We start from the raw sequence: 19,631 nt of genomic DNA on the forward strand, positions 1-19,631 counted from the left end.
TCCAATGGAAATTCAAACTTGATTATTGATCCCACCACATTTTTGTCGCCATACTCTTAAAAGGTAAGGGAACGCCTGGGCCAGCAGCCAAATTAGTCCCATTCACGTTAATTTCAATCTGAGGATAAGGAAGTCTTCTAGGTACAAAATCATCCGTTCTGACCACTTTAGGCAATTGCAACACTGGATAACCAGTTCTTCTCCAATCCACCCATGATTCAAACGGAGCCTGGAACATGGTAATCCACTTCTGTTCCATCACCCTCTGAAGTGTCCCATCAAAAGCAACCGAAGGCTCAGATACATACGATGAATAAGAACCCGTCAATCCAAGCGCAGCAAAATCCTGAGCAATAGCATTTTCATAAGCAGTCTTCGCCGCCGCCGAATTCCCTTGAGCCAAATAAACCTCAGCCTTTATGAAATTAACCTCGGCCGCACTCATAAGCACAACAGGAGAATTGATGGAAGCATAAGCTGAACCTACCCTAGAATATAGATTCTGACCCGCATCATCCGTATCCCCTCCCGGTTCATTTCCGATCACTTGTCCGGCTAAGCCAGCCCCATTATTTTTAATCGGCTCAAAATAAACCGAAACCCGAGGGTCATCCAATGCTTTCATTTTATCCACTATAGTGGTTGCCACCGCAAAATCCGCCCTTCCTGATATTTTATCAAATTGATAAATCGGGTTCGCACTAGCGTTCGTATCTCCAAAACCAACTTTCGCATCATTAGCTGAAGTTTCAATCAAAAGAGGGTTTTGAGCAAGGAAATCGGACGCCGCGTTCGGTTGTCTTTTACTGAGGTGATTATACAACCTCAGCTTTAAAGAATTCGCAAAACGCTCCCACTTCAATACATTCCCTGCAAAAATAATATCATCACTCTCAGAAGGTTTGAATAATCCTTCGTCCGTCTTAATATTGGCAATCCCCTTATCGATTACCTTAATCAAATCCGTATAAATCGCTTCCTGAGTATCGTAAGTTGGCGTAATGTTTTCCCTTCCTTTCATAGCATCCGTATACGGAATGTCTCCAAACAAATCTGTAATTACACTGAAGGTATAAGCCTTCATTATTTGAGCAACTCCCACATAAACCAAATCTCCTGAAGCTGTACCTCTTTTCTCAATCTCATTAAAGTCCATAGCCGCATCGTAAAGATACTGCCAAGTACCGTCCGTAGACGCAGAAGTGATATTGTATATTGCATAAGAATAAGGCTGCCCCCTATGCCCCGCGTAGTATTGCATTATACTGGCAGGCATTCTCGTACCTTCTCCACCAAGCGCATAGCCCAAATTAACTTGAGAGCCTGTCATCAAGGTTCTTAAAGGAACGGTTTGTGGGTTGTTCGGATCCACATTAATGTTTAACTCGTCCGAACAAGATTGCACGGAAAAGCCAGTGGCTACAACTCCCAATGCAATTGCATATTTTATAATCGATGTCTTTAAATTCTTCATAATCAAAAAAATTAAAATTGTACTTTGAAGTTAAGTCCAAAACTTCTTGTTGTTGGGAAGGCAAAACGAGACACACCTTGCGCATTTCCTGTACCAAATGAACTGGATTCCGGATCAATATGAGGTATTTTGGTCCACAAGTGCAGGTTTCGTCCATAAACTCCAACCTCCATTTGTCTAATCGAAGGCATTCCGTTGAGTTTAAAACGATACCCCATCGCCAACTCTCTTAATTTCACCCAATTGTTCTTGTAAACATACATTTCGTTATTCTGAGCAAAATTATACCATCCCAAATTATGAACGTTAGCAACCGTATTTGCAGCACCGGTATTCTCATTTACCCCGTTAAATACAATCGGAGTTGTACGGTTAAGGGTTTTAGCCGATACACCGTAGAAATCCAACAACTCCTCCGTACCATTGTACAAATAACCTCCCATTCTCATATCCAAAGAGGCGCTGAGGTAAATGCCTTTATAAACAAATGAAGTGGTAACTCCTCCGGTCCAATCCGGTTCCACATAGCCCAGATTAATCCCTTCCTGATACAATGGAATACCATCGTCATCCACTAAAATTTCGCCTTTATCGTTTCTTACAAACCCACTACCGATGATTGAACCTAAACGCTCGCCTTTAACCGCATAGATTGCAGGGTTTCCGGAAAATCCTCCCATGTAAATCTTATCAACCCCTGGATAGGTTTCCAAAACTTTAGAGCGAATTCTACTAAAGTTAAAATTCAAGTCCCAACGGAAATCGGAAGTTCTAACCGGTGTCAGTCTCAATGCAGCCTCAAGCCCTTTCGATTCCGTTACACCACTGTTGACCACATAAGTCGTTGCTCCTGAAGCAGGAGAAATGTCCAAAGGCACAATCCCATCTATATTCTTGTTATAAAAATACGTCACATCCAAACCAATACGATCTCTCAAAAATCTTAATTCCGTTCCAACTTCATATTCCGTCGTAAATTCAGGCTTCAGATTGGCATTGTTGATCGTGTTTGGATAAGTATAACCCGGTAAGCTGTTTGGTCCGAAAGGAAACGTAATCCCCGAGGTGAAGCCATCCGCAAAAACACCATTCCGATAGGTATCTACAACCAAATAAGGATTCGCATCTCTGGCTGTTTGAGAAGCCCCCAATCTTATTTTACCATAACTCAACACATTTTTGTTGGTTTGGAAAGCATCTGAGAACACAAACGACAAGTTCGCTCCCGGATAGAAATAGCTTCTGTTATTTTCAGGAAGCGTCGAAGACCACTCGTTTCTAGCAACAAGGTTCAAGAACAAATAGTTATTGTAGCTAAGAGATACGTCCGCAAACACCCCAAACAAAGTCCTTCTAGAGATGTAATTAGACCCTGGATCAAAAGACTTAATATTATTGGTATTTACAATACTAGGCAATACCAAAGCACTTCCCGAAATCGTACTCAAACGGTATCTTCTCTCGTTATAATCCTGTCCGAGGTTCGCTGTCAAACTAAAGTTCTCACCCAATTGCGTGTTAATATTTGCCATGAAAGTCGACGTAATCTCATTTCTAATAATATCGCTATACAAGAGCGTCCCGTTAGGCGCACCTCCAGAGTACATATCTCTAAAAATAATTCTATTATCCGTCAAACGATCGTTACCTACCCGATAAGACAAGTTCAACCAGTCTTTAACTTTATAATTAAGATTAAGACCCAAAATGTATCGGTCACTATCGGTCGTTGCAAAATTTTTATTCACAGACCAGTAAGGGTTATCGAACGATCCTCCTCGGAAATTAATCTGAGTTCCATTAGGTCTTTGATAACCATACCCCGCCAAATCCCAGCTGACAGGAACATGGAACAATGCAAAAATCGGATTATTTCCATCCTGACCGGTGAAAGGAACATTTCCCCACGATTTATTGTAAGATACATTAACCCCTGCACTAAATTTATCTGTGAATTGGGTGTTTCCGTTAAATCTGAAATTAAATTTCTTATAATCCTGATTCGGTATAATTGAGGCTTGGTTAGAGTATCCCGCCGATACAAAATAATTAGACTTTCCGACACTTTGCTGAGCCGAAATATTATTGGTCGTTGTATACCCTGTCTTCAAATATTGTTTTCTAGGATCGTACGCACGCAAAGTGATATTCTGCGCACCAAGCCCTAATGCCGCACCAGCACCAGCACTTCTAACCGTCTGCCCTACAATCTCAGGCCCCCAAGACAAAGACGTCCCTTCCCCATACACTCCATTTACCCCTTGGGCATACTTTCTCTGATAGTCCGGTAACACCAAAGCATTATCAAACGAAACCTGTGAAGAATATTCAAAAACAGCTTTACCTCCGGAGCTTTTACCTGACTTTGTCGTAATAAGCACTACACCATTAGACCCTCTATTCCCATACAAGACCGCTCCAGAAGCTCCTTTAAGCACTGTTACACTCTCGATGTCATCAGGATTAATATCCGCTATCCTGTTAGGAGATGCTATACCCGTTACCGTATCGGCATTTCCATCGTTCGCATTACTGATAGGAATACCATCGACTACATACAGAGGTTCATTGCTGTTGGTAATCGACTTATTTCCCCCTCGGATAACCAATCTACTCGCTTGTCCAGGAGCCCCTCCTGAAGCCACAACTTGCAACCCCGCTACTTTACCACTCAAGGAGTTCACCATATTCTGAGAAGGTGTAGTCTGCAAATCATCTCCCGATACTTTTGTAGCGGAGTAACCTATCGCTCTGTCACTTTTCTTTATCCCCAAAGCGGTTACCACCACTCCTTCGATTTCTTTTGTTTTGGTTACGGTATCTCTCTTCTGTGCCTCTACCATCGCAAAGGAAGAAGTCAACACCACCGCCAAAACCGTTGTTGTTAGTTTCTTCATATCAAATCAAATTTTTCTATGAAACAAATTTATAAATTTTGTTAAATAAAGCAAGTGTTTTTATTAAAACATCTTAAAAAAATATTAATTTTGAAAAACAAACAATAACAAACCTCAAAAAGCGTTAGAATTTATGGAATTACTAAAAAAGTGGTCAGAAAATTATGTTGAAGCCGGGTGTGACGAAGTAGGAAGAGGTTGTCTTTGCGGGCCGGTAGTAGCTGCCGCCGTTGTTATTGGCGAAGATTTCAACCCCTCCGCCATTAACGATTCCAAAAAACTTAGCTTCAAATCCCGCCAAAAATTGGACGATTACATCCGAAAAAATGCCATTGATTTTGCCATTGCCGAACTCCCACCAGCTTTCATCGACGAACACAATATCCTAAACGCCAGCATACACGCCATGCATTTGGCATTAGACCAACTCCAAGTTCGCCCTGAGTTGATTCTCGTGGACGGTAACCGCTTCCACCCTTACCCCTTCACCCCCCACCAATGCATTGTAAAAGGAGATTCCAAAATACTCAGTATTGCAGCCGCCTCCATTTTAGCCAAAAACCACAGAGACCAACTCATGATCCGATTGCATGAAGAATTTCCCCAATACGGCTGGAACAAAAACATGGGCTATGCCACCAAAACCCACCAGCAGGCACTACGCGAATACGGTCCCACCATCCATCACCGCAAATCGTTTAAACTAATGTACTAAGCCCTCACCAAATGGCCTGAGACTGACATATTTCATTTTTATTTAACCGTCAGAACCAACGATATGCCGTAATTTTGCCTAGTCAAATTTTAAATTCATTACCATTATGTTCGACTGGTTGGGAGCCCTATTGCTTCCCGTGGAAAATCCTAATGTAGCCCAATCCCTCATCTCCATCATGTTTGCCATAGGCTCCGGTATCTTCTTGGGTCGCCTGAAACTCGGGAAAATCACCTTCGGCGTTTCGGCCGTGATGTTTACGGGACTATTTTTGGGGCACTTCGGCTATCGAATTGAGGACTCTATTTTAGATTTCATCCGTGATTTCGGGCTTATTTTATTCGTCTACGGCATCGGTCTTCAGGTCGGGCCGTCCTTCTTTTCCTCTTTCAGAAACGAAGGCTTAAAGTTTAACATCCTCGCCGTATCTACCGTCCTTTTGGGAGGTGCGATTACTTACATCCTATTCCGCGGTACGGGACTAAGCATCGAAAATCTGGTGGGAATCATGAGCGGATCCGTAACCAACACCCCCGGCTTAGGTGCAGCCAAAAACACCATCGAAGAACTGAAAGCCACCCTGCCCGACCGCACGTTTGACGATCCGGCCATCGGCTATGCCATCACTTACCCTTTGGGCGTATTCGGCATTATCGGAACTATCATCCTTGCCAAAATCCTGATGAAAATCGATTCCGTTAAAGAAATGAAGAAATTCAGGATGATGAAAATCAATCGGGAAGAGCCTCTCATCCATAAAAAAATGAGAGTCATAAACCCTGATTTTTTCGGCAAAACCCTTCATCAGACCATTAAGGAAATCGGACACGAAATCGTAATATCCCGCCTAAAACACAGCGGAAGCGAAGCCGTCCACTCGCCCACCCTAGACACCCACCTCAGAGATCGGGACGTGCTAATGATTGTAGGAAAAGAAAGCGACTTGGACGATTTCATTGCTAAAGTCGGACGCCCTTCCACCGATCTGTTCATCGAAAGCGATTCGGATTTGCGCAAAAAAAACATCTTCGTTACCAAACCCTCCGCCGTACACAAAAAACTCTCCGAGTTGGATCTATACAACACCTATGATCTAAAAGTTACCCGTGTTTTCCGAGCCGGAAAAGAAATGATCCCCCGACCCTCCTTAGAATTATTCTACGGAGATATCCTGAGGGTTATCGGCTCCAAAGAAGGCCTCGCCGAAGCCGAAAAAATCATCGGAAACCAAGAGAAAAAACTCATCGAACCCGATTTTCTTTCGCTTTTCGGAGGTCTATTGCTCGGTATCATCCTAGGCTCTATCCCCATTCTGATTCCGGGGCTTCCAATTCCGCTAAAGTTAGGCTTTGCCGCCGGCCCCCTAATCGTAGCACTTTTAATCTCCCGCTACGGAGGCATCTCCTTCATTCATTCTTATTTTAATACCGGCGCCATTTACTTTATGAAGGATTTTGGCATCTGCCTGTTCTTTGCCGCCGTCGGAATACACGCCGGAGAAGGATTCTACGAAAACTTCATCAAATACAACGGCTGGCTCTTCCTGCTCTACGGATGCGCCATTACCTTCATCCCCCTCATCCTAATGGTCATCGTGGGAAGCGTTTTCATGAAAATCAATTTCCTCCAGCTCGCCGGAATCATGAGCGGAAGTTACACCGACCCCGCAGCACTTTCGTTCTCAACCAATTATTTGGACAGCGACGTTCCCATCCAAAGCTACGCCCAAGTCTACCCTTTGGTTACTATTTTCAGGATATTCACGGCAAGTATTTTAATCTTACTGTTAAGCTAACCCTTCACCAAAAAGAAAAAAACGTCCCGAAATTCTCAGGACGTTTTTTTAGCTTCCACAAAAAAAGTCTTTCCTGTTTTCGGAAAGACTCTTGAAAAAGAATTATTTTTTTTCTTCGTTCGCTTCGGGAAAACGATTCAGTGTAAACTCTCTGGAAATCGCAGCTTTCTCGAATTTCAACTTACCGGAAAGCGTTTCAATCACAATACCGTCCTCCTGAATCTGAGCCACACGCCCATGCAACCCCGAGGTCGTCACCACACGGCTTCCCACCTTCAAAGACTCCTGAAATTGTTTTTCCTTTTTCTGTCTGGTCATCTGAGGACGAATCATCACAAAATACATAAAAACGAAAAACACTCCGAACATCAGCAAAGTGGGCATCATATCTCCCGTTGCTTGTAAAAATACTGTAATCATTATTCTATTGGCATTAATTTACTACATTGGCCGAAAAAGTCAATACAATCGGAGCCCTTTCCACATTGGCATAAACCTCCGCTTGTTTGTTCTGCAGGCCGTCGAAATTAGAAGAATCAAACTTCAATACAATTTTCCCTTTTGCTCCAGGCATAATCGGCTCCCGGGTAAACTCCGGCGCCGTGCATCCGCATCCGGGCTTCACTTCGGAAATTATCAAAGGATTCTCCCCCGTATTCGTCACCTCGTAAACATGCTCTACCGAAGTGCCTTTTTTAACATCCTTGAAATCCCAATGGCTTTCCGAAAGCGCCAAAGAGGTCATCGGTTTGTCCTGAGCCGCATGAACCAAATCATCCTGAGCCTCCGCATGAAGATGCGCTTCCAAAGCATTTCCCTCAACCTCCAAACGGTCTGCGGATTCGTTTTTACCACCGCAAGAGGCCAGCAAAATCGCTCCCACAGCCCCCATCAAAATTATTTTTTTCATTTTTGTTTATATTTTAGTTTATTCGGTTCGTATCCTTAGAGTATTTGTCCAATATCCCGTTGATAAACACGTTAGACTTATCGGTAGAAAACACCTTGGAAATCTCCACGTACTCATTAATAATAATACGCGATGCCGTTTGCGGAAAAAAATCAAACTCTGTAATACCAGCCACCAAAATCACCCGATCCATCAAAGAAACCCGATCCAAATCCCAATTCTGCAACCGCTCTTCCACCTTCTTCTCCGCTTCCTCCCAATAGCGCACAGATTCCCAAAGCAATTTCTTGGCAAAAAGGCGATCCTGCTCGTCCTTAATCATCTTAATCAGAGTATGGCTGGGCTCCTCCTCTTTCATAAACCCAATGGTTTTCTGCACCATCGAATTCGAAATATGAAAATCGTCCGCCCAACTGATCTCCTTTTCTTCAAGAAGGTCATGAAAATCTTCATTCTCCGCCACATAGCGCAAAAACAACTTCCCGATAAATTTTTGATCTTCCTCAAAAGAATCCTCCGCACTCGCCATATAGTCCTGATAGCGTTTCCCCGCCTTTATCCGCTGGAACGTCTTGACCAAAAGATCGTCATGCAAATCCCATTTCAACTGTTTGTAACGGGACGTGAAAGAAAGACGCTCGGCATTCTCTTCCAATTTCGTTAAAACCCGGTTGCGAACAAATTTCGGATTAGGATTCAAATCCTCCTCGGTTTTGATGAACTTCTGCTTCCCGATTTCGATTTGCTGCTCGGCCAAATCCTTCAGAGCCACCAAAAAATTAAGCTGATAAACATACAGGTTATAAATCTTCTCGATCCCTGCAAGCATATTTTTTTCCAGAACTTCATATTGTACCGGATTCTGGCGGTAAGAATAAAGCGTCTCCACCACCTTTTCACGAATTTGTCTTCTTCCTAACATTCAAAGAACTTTTGTTTCGGCAAAGATAGGGAAAAATGTCGGAAGACGGAAGCCCCCAACCCAACAAAGCCATTCGTCGCACCTTCCTCTCCGTGCAATCCAAAAATTGGTTATTTTTGCATCATCAATGAAAGCCCTAAAAACCTTAAACCCTTATTTCTGGAAACACAAGACCCTTCTGTTTTGGGGATTCTTATTTATTGTGGCCAGTAATTTTTTCAATATTTTCAAAGTTCAGTTCGTCGGCCAATCCGTGGACGAAATCGCAAGCCATCAAACTTTTGGATTTAACAAGCAAGTCCTAATTAATGTAGGCATCATCGTTGTTTCTTCACTTCTCACCGGGCTATTCACCTTCATGATGCGCCAAACCATCATCGTGGCTTCCCGACGAATCGAATACGAACTGAAAAACAAAATCTACCGCCACTATCAGGCACTTTCCCTAACCGATTACAAAACAACCTCCATCGGCGATCTGATGAACCGACTGAGCGAAGACGTGGTCGCTGTAAGAATGTATTTGGGGCCCGGCGTAATGTACGTCGCCAACCTCATTATCCTATTGACCATCACCGGTATTTACATGCTGAAAACCGATGTGGAAATGACCCTGTGGACCCTCCTTCCCCTGCCCTTACTTTCTTTTACCATCTACAAGGTCAGTTCCATCATCAATAAAAAGTCCAAAACGATGCAGAAAAGCCAGTCGGCCATATCCACCTTTGTGCAAGACAGCTTTTCGGGCATCCGAATCATAAAATTCTTCGCCAAAGAAGCCTATATCGAACACAATTACAAACAAAAGGTCGGCAACTACCAAGACAAAGCCTTAGATTTAGCCAAAACCGAAGCCTATTTCTTCACCATCATCCTTTTGGTGATCGGTCTATTGAATGTAGCCATTCTGATGATCGGCGGTCAAAAATACCTTGCCGGAGAAATTTCCGTGGGAAAAATTGCCGATTTCTTCATGTACATCAACATCCTGATTTGGCCTTTTTCCATGGTCGGATGGGTTACGTCCGTCAATCAACGTGCCGCCGCCTCCATGGCTCGAATCAATGAATTTTTGGATAAAAAATCCGACATCGTCAACCCTTGCAACGACCTCTACCCCATTACCGGAGAAATTGAATTCCAAAACGTTTCCTACACCTACCCCAACACCGGAATAAAAGCCTTAGACCAACTGAGCTTCAAAGTCGGTGCAGGCGAAACCTTAGCCATCATGGGAAAAACCGGAAGCGGAAAAACCACCATTGCCCTGCTCCTCGCCCGCTTAATCGACCCCACCGAAGGACGCATTCTTATCGACGGAAAAGACCTAAAACACCATAACCTAAGCCTCTACCGCCGCTCCTTAGGCTACATCCCGCAAGAAAGCTACTTGTTTTCCGACACCATCGAAAACAATATCGGCTTTGCCGTAGACCACCCCACTAAAGAGCAAATCGTAGAAGCCGCACAAAAAGCCGACGTTCATAAAAACATCATCGGCTTCAAAGACCAATACCAAACCCTGGTCGGCGAACGAGGCGTAATGCTTTCCGGAGGACAAAAACAGAGAATCTGCATCGCCAGAGCCCTCATTAAGCACCCTAACATCCTCATTTTTGACGACAGTCTTTCCGCTTTGGACACCGAAACGGAAGAAAACATCCTCAAAAACATCGAAAAAGACCTGAAAAAATGCACCTCCATCCTTATTACCCATCGTGAAAGCACCGCAAAAAAAGCCGACAAAATACTAAAAATCAAATAATTAAGAAAAAACACCCATTTAACCTCTATTCTTAAATCGTTAAAAATAGACTTTAAAACAAGAGTTTATCAAAATTTTATTTGTCGATTTAAAGATTTCTTTTATATTTGTTTTCAACAAGATTTCTAAAAAAAACATCGTACAATGAGTGATTACAAGGAGCGCCACGAGAATGAAATATTCACAAAGGTGCTAAAAGCAGGACGAAGAACGTATTTTTTTGACGTGCGCGAAACTAAAGCAGGGGATTATTACCTTACGATTACCGAAAGTAAAAAGAACTTCGGGGAGAATGGCGAGGCATCGTTCGAAAAGCACAAAATCTATCTCTACAAAGAAGACTTTAAGGCTTTTCAGGATATGTTCAGTGAATCAACAGAATTCATCATCAACGAAAAAGGCGAAGACGTCATTTCCGAAAAACACGACAAGGACTTCAGATCTCGTTCTTATACGATAGAGTCCGACGAAGAATTCTAAATTGATTTAGAAAATAAAAAAGCCGCAAAACTAACTGTTGCGGCTTTTTTTATTTCACCCTCCCAAAACCGTTAGAACGCATAACCGAACTTAAAACCCAAGCCCGGCATAAGCATCGCATTACCTTCCACCAAATTAAACCCTACCCCAAAACCTACATGATAAGTAAACGTAAAATGCCGATCCAAAGGCAATTGCTGACCAAACACCACATGATTCAGCAATACCCCGTCGCTTATTTCCCCATTTAGAACCAAACGATTATTAAGCCCCACAAAAGATCCCGCATTGTTAATCAAACGACGCCCTTTCTCTGCCCTGCGTTCACGACTGACGTAATAGCGCCACTGGGTTTGCAAATAAGGCGAAAAATAAGAATTCAAAGAAGTCCACCCCACTCTATAAGAATAAAGACCATCCTCAATCTGATGAATCCCTCCCACTCCAAAAGAAACTTCCAACAACCCTTTCTCCTTAGACAAAGGCACTTCGTAGGCCGCATTAGCATTCAATAACCCAGCCTCCACTTTGAACAAAGATTGCAACTTTTCCGTATTGGAAGAAAGCTCCTGCCCGTAAGCCACCAAAGGCAACAAGGATAAAATAGTTAAAATTCGTTTCATGTTTTATTGTTTTTTCTAAAGTTCCAAAAGTAAAAAAAAAACGTCCACAAAGCGAATAAATCTTGCATTTCTAAGTTTTATCGTATTTTTACGCCTCGAAAAAACAGTCGTCATGTCGCTTGAAATCATCAATCTCACCAAAACCTTCGGAGAACAAACCGCATTGGACCAAATCAATCTGAGTCTCGAAAAAAATGAAATCGTCGGACTCCTCGGCCCCAACGGCGCAGGAAAATCAACCCTGATGAAATCCATCGTCGGCGCACTGAAAATTGACCAAGGCGAAATAATCTTCAACGGAAAAAACATCGAAGAAAACCCTTTAGAATGTAAAAAAAACATGGGTTTTTTACCTGAAAACAACCCGCTCTACACAGACATGTACGTAACCGAAGCCCTCCGTTTCGTCGCCAATCTCCATCAAATAACCCCCGCCAAAATTCCTCTCTTACTGGAAACCGTAGGCCTTACTCCCGAAAGCGGAAAAAAAATCAAGCACCTCTCCAAAGGGTATAAACAAAGAGTCGGTCTTGCCCAAGCCATCCTTCACGAGCCCGACCTGCTGATTTTGGACGAACCCACCAACGGACTGGACCCCAACCAAATCGTGGAAATCCGAAACGTCATCAAAACCATAGGAAAAGAAAAAACCGTACTGCTCTCCACCCACCTCATGCAGGAAGTCGAAGCCTTATGTTCCAGGGTTATCCTCATCAACAAGGGCCGCATCATTCAAAACGCCCCCATCGAAGCGTTTAAAGGAAAATTCAAAAGTTTAGAAGAAGCCTTCCAATATTACACTTCCTAAAGCGAAAGCGCCATCATCCGATAATAATTCCAAGCCGCTACGAAAACCCCCGCTGTTTCCGTCCTAAGACGCTGGTTACCCAACTGCACCGCTCTTATGCCTTTAGTCGTAAGCATTTCGATTTCTCTCGGACTGAAATCCCCTTCGGGCCCGATGAGGAACGTCATCGCCTCCATTGCAGGAATCGCCTCCAGCCCCACCCTTTCAAACGCCGCATCACAATGTGCAACAAACGTAGACTCCGGTAACGCCGTCGCCACAAAATCCGCAAGCTTAACCATCGGATTGAGCTTCGGAAAATGAAATCGACCAGACTGCTTGGATGCCGAAACGACTTGCTTCTGAATCCGCTCCAAATTCACAGCCTTGCGCTCCGATTGTTCGGTGAGCAGAAACGTAATTTCCGAAACCCCCAACTCCGTAGCTTTTTCAACAAAAAACTCCGTTCGGTCGATATTCTTCGTCGGAGCCAAAGCCACATGAAGCCGACGAGAAAAATCCGCAAGCCCCGTCTCTACATTCAAAGGTTCCAAAGCCGCTTTTTTCCCCTCAACCCTCAAAGTTCCCGTCGCTAAATTCCCCCGCCCGTCGGTAAGCTGAATCACTTCGCCATCCTTCATGCGCAAAACCTTCAGAAGATGCTGCTGCTCCTCGGAATGAATCCGTATCTCCGGAAAAATTTCCCCGTAAAATAATTTCATGCTGTTACTTTCGACTTATTGGGTATTTTCTCGCCCCGAAAAATCGGCTTCCAAATCGTATCTCGCCGAAGCGGAGACCGATAAATCCGAAAAAATCCCCCGTTCGTATTTAAGTTGAGCCACCATAGCGATCATCGCCGCATTATCGGTAGTGTATTCAAATTTCGGTATATAGATGGACCACCCTCGTTCCTGCTGCCTCTTTTTCATCGCCTCCCTCAATGCCGAATTCGCCGAAACCCCACCGGCAATCGCCACCTCTCGAATCCCATAAGCCTCGGACGCCTTAACCAATTTATCCATAAGGGTTTCGACAATGGTATACTGCACAGAAGCACACAAATCGGCCAAGTGCTCCTCCACAAAGTTCGGGTTTTGCTTTAACTGTTTCTGAATAAAATACAGCACCGAAGTTTTAATCCCACTAAAAGAATAATCATACCCTTCCACCTTGGGACGGCTGAACGAAAAAGCATTCGGGTTGCCCTCCTTGGCCAAACGGTCGATAATCGGCCCCGCAGGGTAATCCAATGCAAAAAGTTTCCCAATCTTATCAAAGGCTTCCCCCGCCGCATCGTCGATGGTTTTACCAATGATTTCCATCTCAAAATAATCCTTGACCAAAACAATCATCGTGTGCCCGCCACTCACCGTAAGGCACAAAAAAGGAAAGCGGGGAGGCACAGGATTTGCATCCTCAATGAAATGCGCCAAAATATGCGCCTGCAGGTGATTAACCTCTATCAAGGGAACCCCCAGACTCATGGCTAAAGATTTAGCAAACGAAGTCCCCACCAATAACGACCCCAGCAAGCCAGGGCCACGGGTAAAGCCTATTGCAGAAAGATCACTTTGTTGTATATTTGCCTTCACTAAGGCCTGATGGACAACGGGAATAATGTTTTGTTGATGGGCACGGGAGGCTAACTCCGGCACTACACCGCCGTAGTCGTTATGAATAGCCTGACCCGCCGCTATATTGGAGAGAATCTTATTCCCCCGGATTACGGCTGCAGAAGTATCGTCGCAAGACGATTCAATACCCAATATTATTGTAGACTCGCTCATTAGAATGGCAAATTTAGAGAATAATAACGAAAACCAAAATAATAAATCTCTACCCGGACAGATCGGCCAATCCGTAAAAAAAGGAGTGGAAAACCTACAAGACACCCTGAAAGATGCTGCCGGACTTGCCAAAGATGCCGTAAACCACCCCGTGGAAACCGCAGAAGAATTCGTGGAGCAAGCCGCCAAAGACGTTACCAGCCTGAAATGGTGGGCCAAGATCCTACTTTATTTTTTTTGGATCAGCCTTGCACTCATTGCCACCGCCGTGCTAATCGTCAATCTGAACCCCACCAAACAATGGGCCGCCAAACAAGCCCTGGAAATCTTAAACCAAGATTTTAAAGCCAAAATGACCACCGAAAGCATCCATGTCGATTATTTCGGGGACGTTACCATCAAAGGCCTTAAAATAAAGGACGAAAGGGATTTAGATTTTATAAAAGTGAAGGAATTTCGCGCCAATTCCGATTGGTTCCGACTGGTAAGCAGTGCCTTATCCCCCTCCAGCAATTCCCTGAGTTTCAACTCCCTCGTTTTGGACAACGCCGACATTAAAATCATCACCTACAAAGGCGATAGTATTTCCAATTTCATCAAATACATCGGCAATTTCGAAAGCGATAAACCCGCCGATCCTAAACGAAACCCCTTTCAACTCAACGCCAGAGTACACCTCATCAATTCCAAAGTAAGCATCGTTAACCAAAACAAAAGCGGAGACCAAGGCCGATGGCTGCAAGCCGACCGACTCAACCTTGTCGCCCCCTCCGTAAAAATTAACGGAAGTAACGTTTCCGCCCAAGTGAACAACTTTTCCTTTCACACCAAACGATGGGGAAAATCCCATTTCGTGGAAACCTTCTCAGGCGAAATTGCACTAACCAAAGAGTTTTTAGCCCTGAAAGATCTTACATTCAATACCGATCATTCTCTTCTCCAAGGCAACTTAAAATTCCTGTTGAACCCCAAAACCAAATGGCAAGATTTCAACAACAAAGTCCGATGGGAACTCACCCTTAAGCAAGGCAGCCAAATCAGCGGCTACGACCTGAGCTATTTCATGACCCAATGGGACAACCACACGCCCCTCAATATTTCGGGAACCATGCGAGGCCCTCTAAACCGCTTTACGCTAAATAATTTTGTCATCGGAAACCGAGACGTCAGCATCGCTACTTCCGCCATGCGAATGAACCATCTCTTGGACGGCCAGTTCGTTATCGAAACCAACCATCTGAACACCGATTTCACCTATAAAGATTTAAAGGCCATGCTCCCGTCTTTCATCTCGAAGAAAATGAAAAACTTTGCCGACGATTTCGGGAGACTTCGCTATAACGGTGCCTTACACCTTACCCCAAAACAAATCACCATCCCAAAAGCTCAGTTGATTACAGGGGTTGGAAAGGCCGAAATAAAGCAATTCCGACTCTCCGACTACAGCACACCACTCCCCAAATACAAAGGCTACGTGGAGGTCGAAAACCTCAATGCCGCAACCATTACCAAAATGCCTCAGGTAGGTCTTATCTCCGGAAATTTCCAACTGGATGGGCAAAGCTTCGATCTCGAACGCATGAAAATTGAAACCCGTTCCGAAATCAAAAGCATCGAAATCCTGGGAAAAACCATCCGCAACCTCCGCCTCAACGGTCTGCTAAATGAAAAAACCTATCAAGGTCATATCGCCGTAAACGACCCTCAGGCCGTTGCCGAGTTCAACGGATTTATCAACTTCAAAACCGCCCACCTGATTGCCGATGTCTCCGCAGACATTCGCCACCTGAACCTGAATTATTTCGCCTCCAAACCGGGAAATCAAACCTTTAGTGGAAAAATCGACGGGCAAATTTCGCTTTCCAACCTCAACGACCTCTATTTGGACACTGCCCTGAACGACATCCGCTTCGCTTCGGAAGGCCGATCTTACCGTCTTCCCCAAGCGCATACCAAGGTCTACTTCGCCAACGGAAACCGAATCGTAGAAGTCCTCGCCCCACAAGCCCTTAACGGACGAATCGCCGGACAATACCAACTGGAGGATCTTTCCGGAATGCTCAGCAACGCCCTAAACAAAATTCTCATAGGCCCTTCTCCAAAAAAGATATACCGAAACCAAAATTTCAACATCGAACTGGAAGTGCACCAAGAACTGGTCAACTATTTTCTTCCCGAAATAAAAATCCCCCACGGAGCCACCGTTTCAGGAACCTACGAAGGAAGTACCAACCAGTTGGCCCTGAACCTCGACACCGCTAAACTCATCTACCTCCTCCGCAAAACAGAACAGATTACGGAAGCCGACCGCGAATTGGCCGCTAAAAACCCTCTTTATAAAATCCCCAAAGAAGGCCGCCAATCCTTGGACAGCTTAACCGCCGAAAATCTGACCCTAAAAATTAATACCGCTAACGCCGAAGAGCAAATTTTTGCCCGAATCAATCGCATGCATTATCAACAAAACATCCTGAAAGACATTGTATTGACCGGGCGAAACGAAAACAACCATACGCTTCATTTCTCCACCTCATTTCTTCACGGCTCCCCCGAAGACGAAAAAAGAAAAAATCTGAAAAGCTACGCCCTAAATTTCAACCAAACCACCAACGCCCAAGGCGACTACCTCTTCCGTTTTGCACCGACAGAAATCAATTTCAATAATGTCGCATGGAAAGTAGATACTGACGAAGCATTAAATCATTCCATCACCTATCGTAAAAAATCGGGCGATTTCATCCTTCACAACCTTCGCTTCTTCTCCGGCGAAAGCTCCCTTTTGATTTCGGAAGCAAGATTTAAATCCGGAAAAGATTTTCACGCCGAAGGGCAAATACAGCAATTCCAAATCGGCAAACTCTTGGAAATGCAGCAAGGCGGTAACAGCATGGCCCTTAGCGGCATAGCTAACGGCGCTTTTAACCTGACCATGAAAGGCAATAACCTGGAACCGTTGGTCGATTTGAAAGTAGACCAAATCACCATGAACGGAAAAGCCATGGGCGACATCACCCTAAAGGCCAAGAACAGCCCTTCACCCAATGTTTTCGACATCGAAGGTGTCGTGGCTTCCACCGGAATTCTAGGGCGAAACAACCTTCACGTGACCGGTACCGTCAATAACAACACCAGCACGCCGACTTTGGACATCAAAGCCGACATGAAGGATTTCGATCTCGCCTTCTCTCAGGAGTTCGTCAAAAGCGTCTTTGGAAACCTGAGAGGGAAAGCCAGCGGAATTCTCAGTATTTCCGGGCCCATTAACGACATCGATTACAGCGGGGATATCGATTTGAAAAATTTTGGTTTAAAACTCAATTTCATCGGCGTCGATTACACCTTTGAAGACACGACCATCGCTCTATCCAAAGGTCGGGCAATTCTCAACAACATCCGGGTGAAAGACGGAAGAGAAACCTCCAGCGGAAGTATTTCCGGGGTAATCGACTTTGAAACGCTGGCCTCCATGGCTGTCAACCTCATCATGAGGGCTGACAATCTGATGGTTTTAAACACCCAGCAAAAAGATTTCGACCTATTTTGGGGCCGCGTCTACGGGCAGGGTAACCTTTATGTTTCGGGCCCCGTGTCGGGACTCACCATTGCCACGGACTTAAACGACCCCTTCAGAGCCCTCAACAATAGTATGTTTACGTTTAATGCGGGCTCCACCTCCGGCGTCGACGAATTCAAAATGCTCCGCTTCCTAAGAGAAGACGAAGAGGGGAAAGTCACCGCCGAAAACCGAAAAAAAACAGGAGTCAATATGACCTTGGATTTTAACATCGCCGTAGACAAAGGCACCACCGTAAACGTCGCTCTTCCCGAAAATGTAGGAAGCATCAGCGTACGGGGACAAGCCAACCCTCTTCGCTTCCGGATGTTCCCGAACGGAAACATCGCCATGAACGGCAGCTACCACGTGGACAACGGCACTTTTGTTTCCCAGGCCATTCTGGAAAGAACCTTCCAAATCCAAAGCGGAAGCCTAATGCGGTGGGACGGGGACGCCATGACGCCAGAACTCGGCATCAAGGCCAACTATATGCGAGCCGTAACCAACGCCGGCCAATACTTAGGCACCACTCTGCCACCTGTGAACATTCTGCTTTCCGTGGACATCACCGGAACACTAAACGACCCCAAAATCGCATTGGGAATTGACGCCCCCGACCTCTCCAGCCAACTAAAAGAAACCCTAAACAATAAAATGATTAACGAAGACGAAAAAGTCATCCAATTCGGCTCCGTCCTCGTTCTCAACTCCTTTAATGTTCAAAATGCATCCAGCTTCGACACCAATCTTACCAATACCCTGGAAAACTCCGGCTACAATATGCTGTTTAAGCAATTGGGCTCCGTCCTTAATACCATCAGTAACGAATTTCAGGTCGATTTGAACTACCTAAAAGGAGATGTCGCCTCCAATACCGGAGATCGGGCCAACGCCAGCGTCAGCTTCTCCCTTTCCCCAAGAGTCACCGTAAAGACGGGACTTGGAGTGCCGATTTCAGGCGGAAGCCAAACCACCGACTACAACTACCTTTCCGGAGAAGGCATCATCGAATACGATTGGAGTAAGAAAAACGACAAAACCCGCCTCCTAAGAGTCTACTCCAAACCAAGCAACATCGGACTGGTCGCTGGAAACGCAGGAAACACCGCCGCCAACCAAAGCTATGGCCTAGGGGTGGTTTACGGAAAAAGCTTCAACACCATCTTCCGAAGAAAAAAGAAAAAAAAGACCTCATCCCCTTCTTCTGCGGTAATCGACTCTGCAAAAGTCGATTCCGTACGGTAATTTCCGCCGCCGCCCTTTCCGAATTCCGTTAAATAATGTTAATCCGCAATGAAGGTTTCGTAGTAATCTTTTTTTTTTATAATTTTGCGAAAAATTACAAAGATTTTTTATTAATTCTACATTTCAATAAAAAAATGAACTATCAACTTGATGAAATAGACAAAAAGATTTTGGATTTCTTAGTGGAAAACACCCGTATGCCCTTTACGGAAATCGCAAAACAAATGGATGTATCCGCCGGAACCATCCACGTCAGAGTAAAGAAAATGGAAGATGCCGGTATCATCTTAGGCTCTTCGTTAACCATTGATTACGGAAAACTGGACTACCATTTTACCGCTTTCATCGGAATCCTGCTTACCAAGTCCAACAGAACGCAGGAGGTGCTAAAAGAACTCGCAGCCATTCCGAACGTGGTCGAAGCCAGCGTTATCTCCGGGAAATACAATATTTTCTGTAAAGTGAGAGCAAGAAACACCGAAGACGCCAAACGAATCATCTATCAGATTGACGACATCCAAGACGTGATGCACACCGAAAGTATGATCAGTATGGAAGAATACCTAAGCGACAAAAACCGATTGATCAAAGCAATTTCGATCTAATATCAAACCTCTTTTTTAAAAATCTAAAGAATAAACTTATGAATCTATTCATAAGTTTATTTATTTT

Annotated in this window: 15 protein-coding genes; 7 read left to right on the forward strand and 8 right to left on the reverse strand. The window is 44.5% G+C overall.

Annotated features, from left to right (window positions below; translation table 11 throughout):
• Positions 1 to 22 precede the first annotated feature (22 nt).
• Positions 23 to 1,474, reverse strand: coding sequence for a SusD/RagB family nutrient-binding outer membrane lipoprotein (locus VQ048_RS03880; protein ID WP_327610374.1), 1,452 nt, complete (start codon positions 1,472 to 1,474; stop codon positions 23 to 25).
• Positions 1,475 to 1,485: 11 nt separating this feature from the next.
• Entirely contained in the window at positions 1,486 to 4,371 is a 2,886-nt protein-coding gene (locus tag VQ048_RS03885; RefSeq protein ID WP_327610375.1) for a SusC/RagA family TonB-linked outer membrane protein, read from the reverse strand.
• Between the two features lie 133 nt (positions 4,372 to 4,504).
• On the opposite strand from VQ048_RS03885, the gene rnhB reads away from it, so the two are divergent.
• Both rnhB and VQ048_RS03895 read left to right on the forward strand, forming a co-directional pair.
• Positions 4,505 to 5,086 (forward strand): ribonuclease HII, encoded by a 582-nt coding sequence (rnhB, locus tag VQ048_RS03890; RefSeq protein WP_327610376.1) that lies wholly within the window; start codon positions 4,505 to 4,507, stop codon positions 5,084 to 5,086.
• Between the two features lie 106 nt (positions 5,087 to 5,192).
• Entirely contained in the window at positions 5,193 to 6,881 is a 1,689-nt protein-coding gene (locus VQ048_RS03895; protein WP_327610377.1) for a putative transporter, read from the forward strand.
• 102 nt (positions 6,882 to 6,983) lie between these two features.
• On the opposite strand, the gene yajC is transcribed toward VQ048_RS03895, so the two are convergent.
• The 3 genes from yajC to VQ048_RS03910 are packed head-to-tail and all read right to left on the reverse strand — an operon-like array spanning position 6,984 to position 8,713.
• Positions 6,984 to 7,301: a preprotein translocase subunit YajC gene (yajC, locus tag VQ048_RS03900; protein WP_327610378.1), complete on the reverse strand. Its 318-nt coding sequence runs from the start codon at positions 7,299 to 7,301 to the stop codon at positions 6,984 to 6,986.
• 13 nt (positions 7,302 to 7,314) lie between these two features.
• A complete protein-coding gene (locus VQ048_RS03905) occupies positions 7,315 to 7,791 on the reverse strand; it encodes a DUF1573 domain-containing protein (RefSeq protein ID WP_327610379.1) in 477 nt (158 codons plus the stop codon).
• Positions 7,792 to 7,804: 13 nt separating this feature from the next.
• Positions 7,805 to 8,713, reverse strand: coding sequence for a transcription antitermination protein NusB (locus VQ048_RS03910; protein ID WP_327610380.1), 909 nt, complete (start codon positions 8,711 to 8,713; stop codon positions 7,805 to 7,807).
• Between the two features lie 127 nt (positions 8,714 to 8,840).
• Here VQ048_RS03910 and VQ048_RS03915 point away from each other — a divergent pair, with 127 nt between their 5' ends.
• Both VQ048_RS03915 and VQ048_RS03920 read left to right on the forward strand, forming a co-directional pair.
• A complete protein-coding gene (locus tag VQ048_RS03915; protein WP_327610381.1) occupies positions 8,841 to 10,478 on the forward strand; it encodes an ABC transporter ATP-binding protein in 1,638 nt (545 codons plus the stop codon).
• Between the two features lie 144 nt (positions 10,479 to 10,622).
• Complete coding sequence (locus VQ048_RS03920) at positions 10,623 to 10,958, forward strand: DUF3276 family protein (RefSeq protein ID WP_327610382.1); 336 nt, start codon at positions 10,623 to 10,625, stop codon at positions 10,956 to 10,958.
• Between the two features lie 71 nt (positions 10,959 to 11,029).
• Here the strand turns inward: VQ048_RS03920 and VQ048_RS03925 are convergent, their stop codons facing one another.
• A complete protein-coding gene (locus VQ048_RS03925) occupies positions 11,030 to 11,581 on the reverse strand; it encodes a hypothetical protein (RefSeq protein ID WP_327610383.1) in 552 nt (183 codons plus the stop codon).
• Between the two features lie 112 nt (positions 11,582 to 11,693).
• Between VQ048_RS03925 and VQ048_RS03930 the strand changes: the two genes are divergently transcribed.
• Positions 11,694 to 12,389, forward strand: coding sequence for an ABC transporter ATP-binding protein (locus VQ048_RS03930; RefSeq protein ID WP_327610384.1), 696 nt, complete (start codon positions 11,694 to 11,696; stop codon positions 12,387 to 12,389).
• Here VQ048_RS03930 and VQ048_RS03935 read toward each other — a convergent pair.
• Both VQ048_RS03935 and tsaD read right to left on the reverse strand, forming a co-directional pair.
• On the reverse strand, positions 12,386 to 13,090 hold the full coding sequence (locus VQ048_RS03935; RefSeq protein WP_327610385.1) for an RsmE family RNA methyltransferase: 705 nt from the start codon (positions 13,088 to 13,090) through the stop codon (positions 12,386 to 12,388). The two genes, VQ048_RS03930 and VQ048_RS03935, sit on opposite strands and share 4 nt — an antisense overlap.
• A gap of 15 nt (positions 13,091 to 13,105) precedes the next feature.
• Positions 13,106 to 14,158, reverse strand: a complete 1,053-nt coding sequence (gene tsaD / locus VQ048_RS03940) for a tRNA (adenosine(37)-N6)-threonylcarbamoyltransferase complex transferase subunit TsaD (protein ID WP_327610386.1) — start codon at positions 14,156 to 14,158, stop codon at positions 13,106 to 13,108.
• Between the two features lie 4 nt (positions 14,159 to 14,162).
• Between tsaD and VQ048_RS03945 the strand changes: the two genes are divergently transcribed.
• Together VQ048_RS03945 and VQ048_RS03950 are read left to right on the forward strand one after the other, a co-directional pair.
• On the forward strand, positions 14,163 to 18,959 hold the full coding sequence (locus VQ048_RS03945; protein WP_327610387.1) for a translocation/assembly module TamB domain-containing protein: 4,797 nt from the start codon (positions 14,163 to 14,165) through the stop codon (positions 18,957 to 18,959).
• A 134-nt stretch (positions 18,960 to 19,093) separates the two neighbouring features.
• Entirely contained in the window at positions 19,094 to 19,564 is a 471-nt protein-coding gene (locus VQ048_RS03950; RefSeq protein ID WP_327610388.1) for an Lrp/AsnC family transcriptional regulator, read from the forward strand.
• Positions 19,565 to 19,631: the final 67 nt, after the last annotated feature.

It is taken from the genome of Bergeyella anatis, from assembly GCF_036016955.1.
Lineage (GTDB): Bacteria > Bacteroidota > Bacteroidia > Flavobacteriales > Weeksellaceae > JAYWXI01.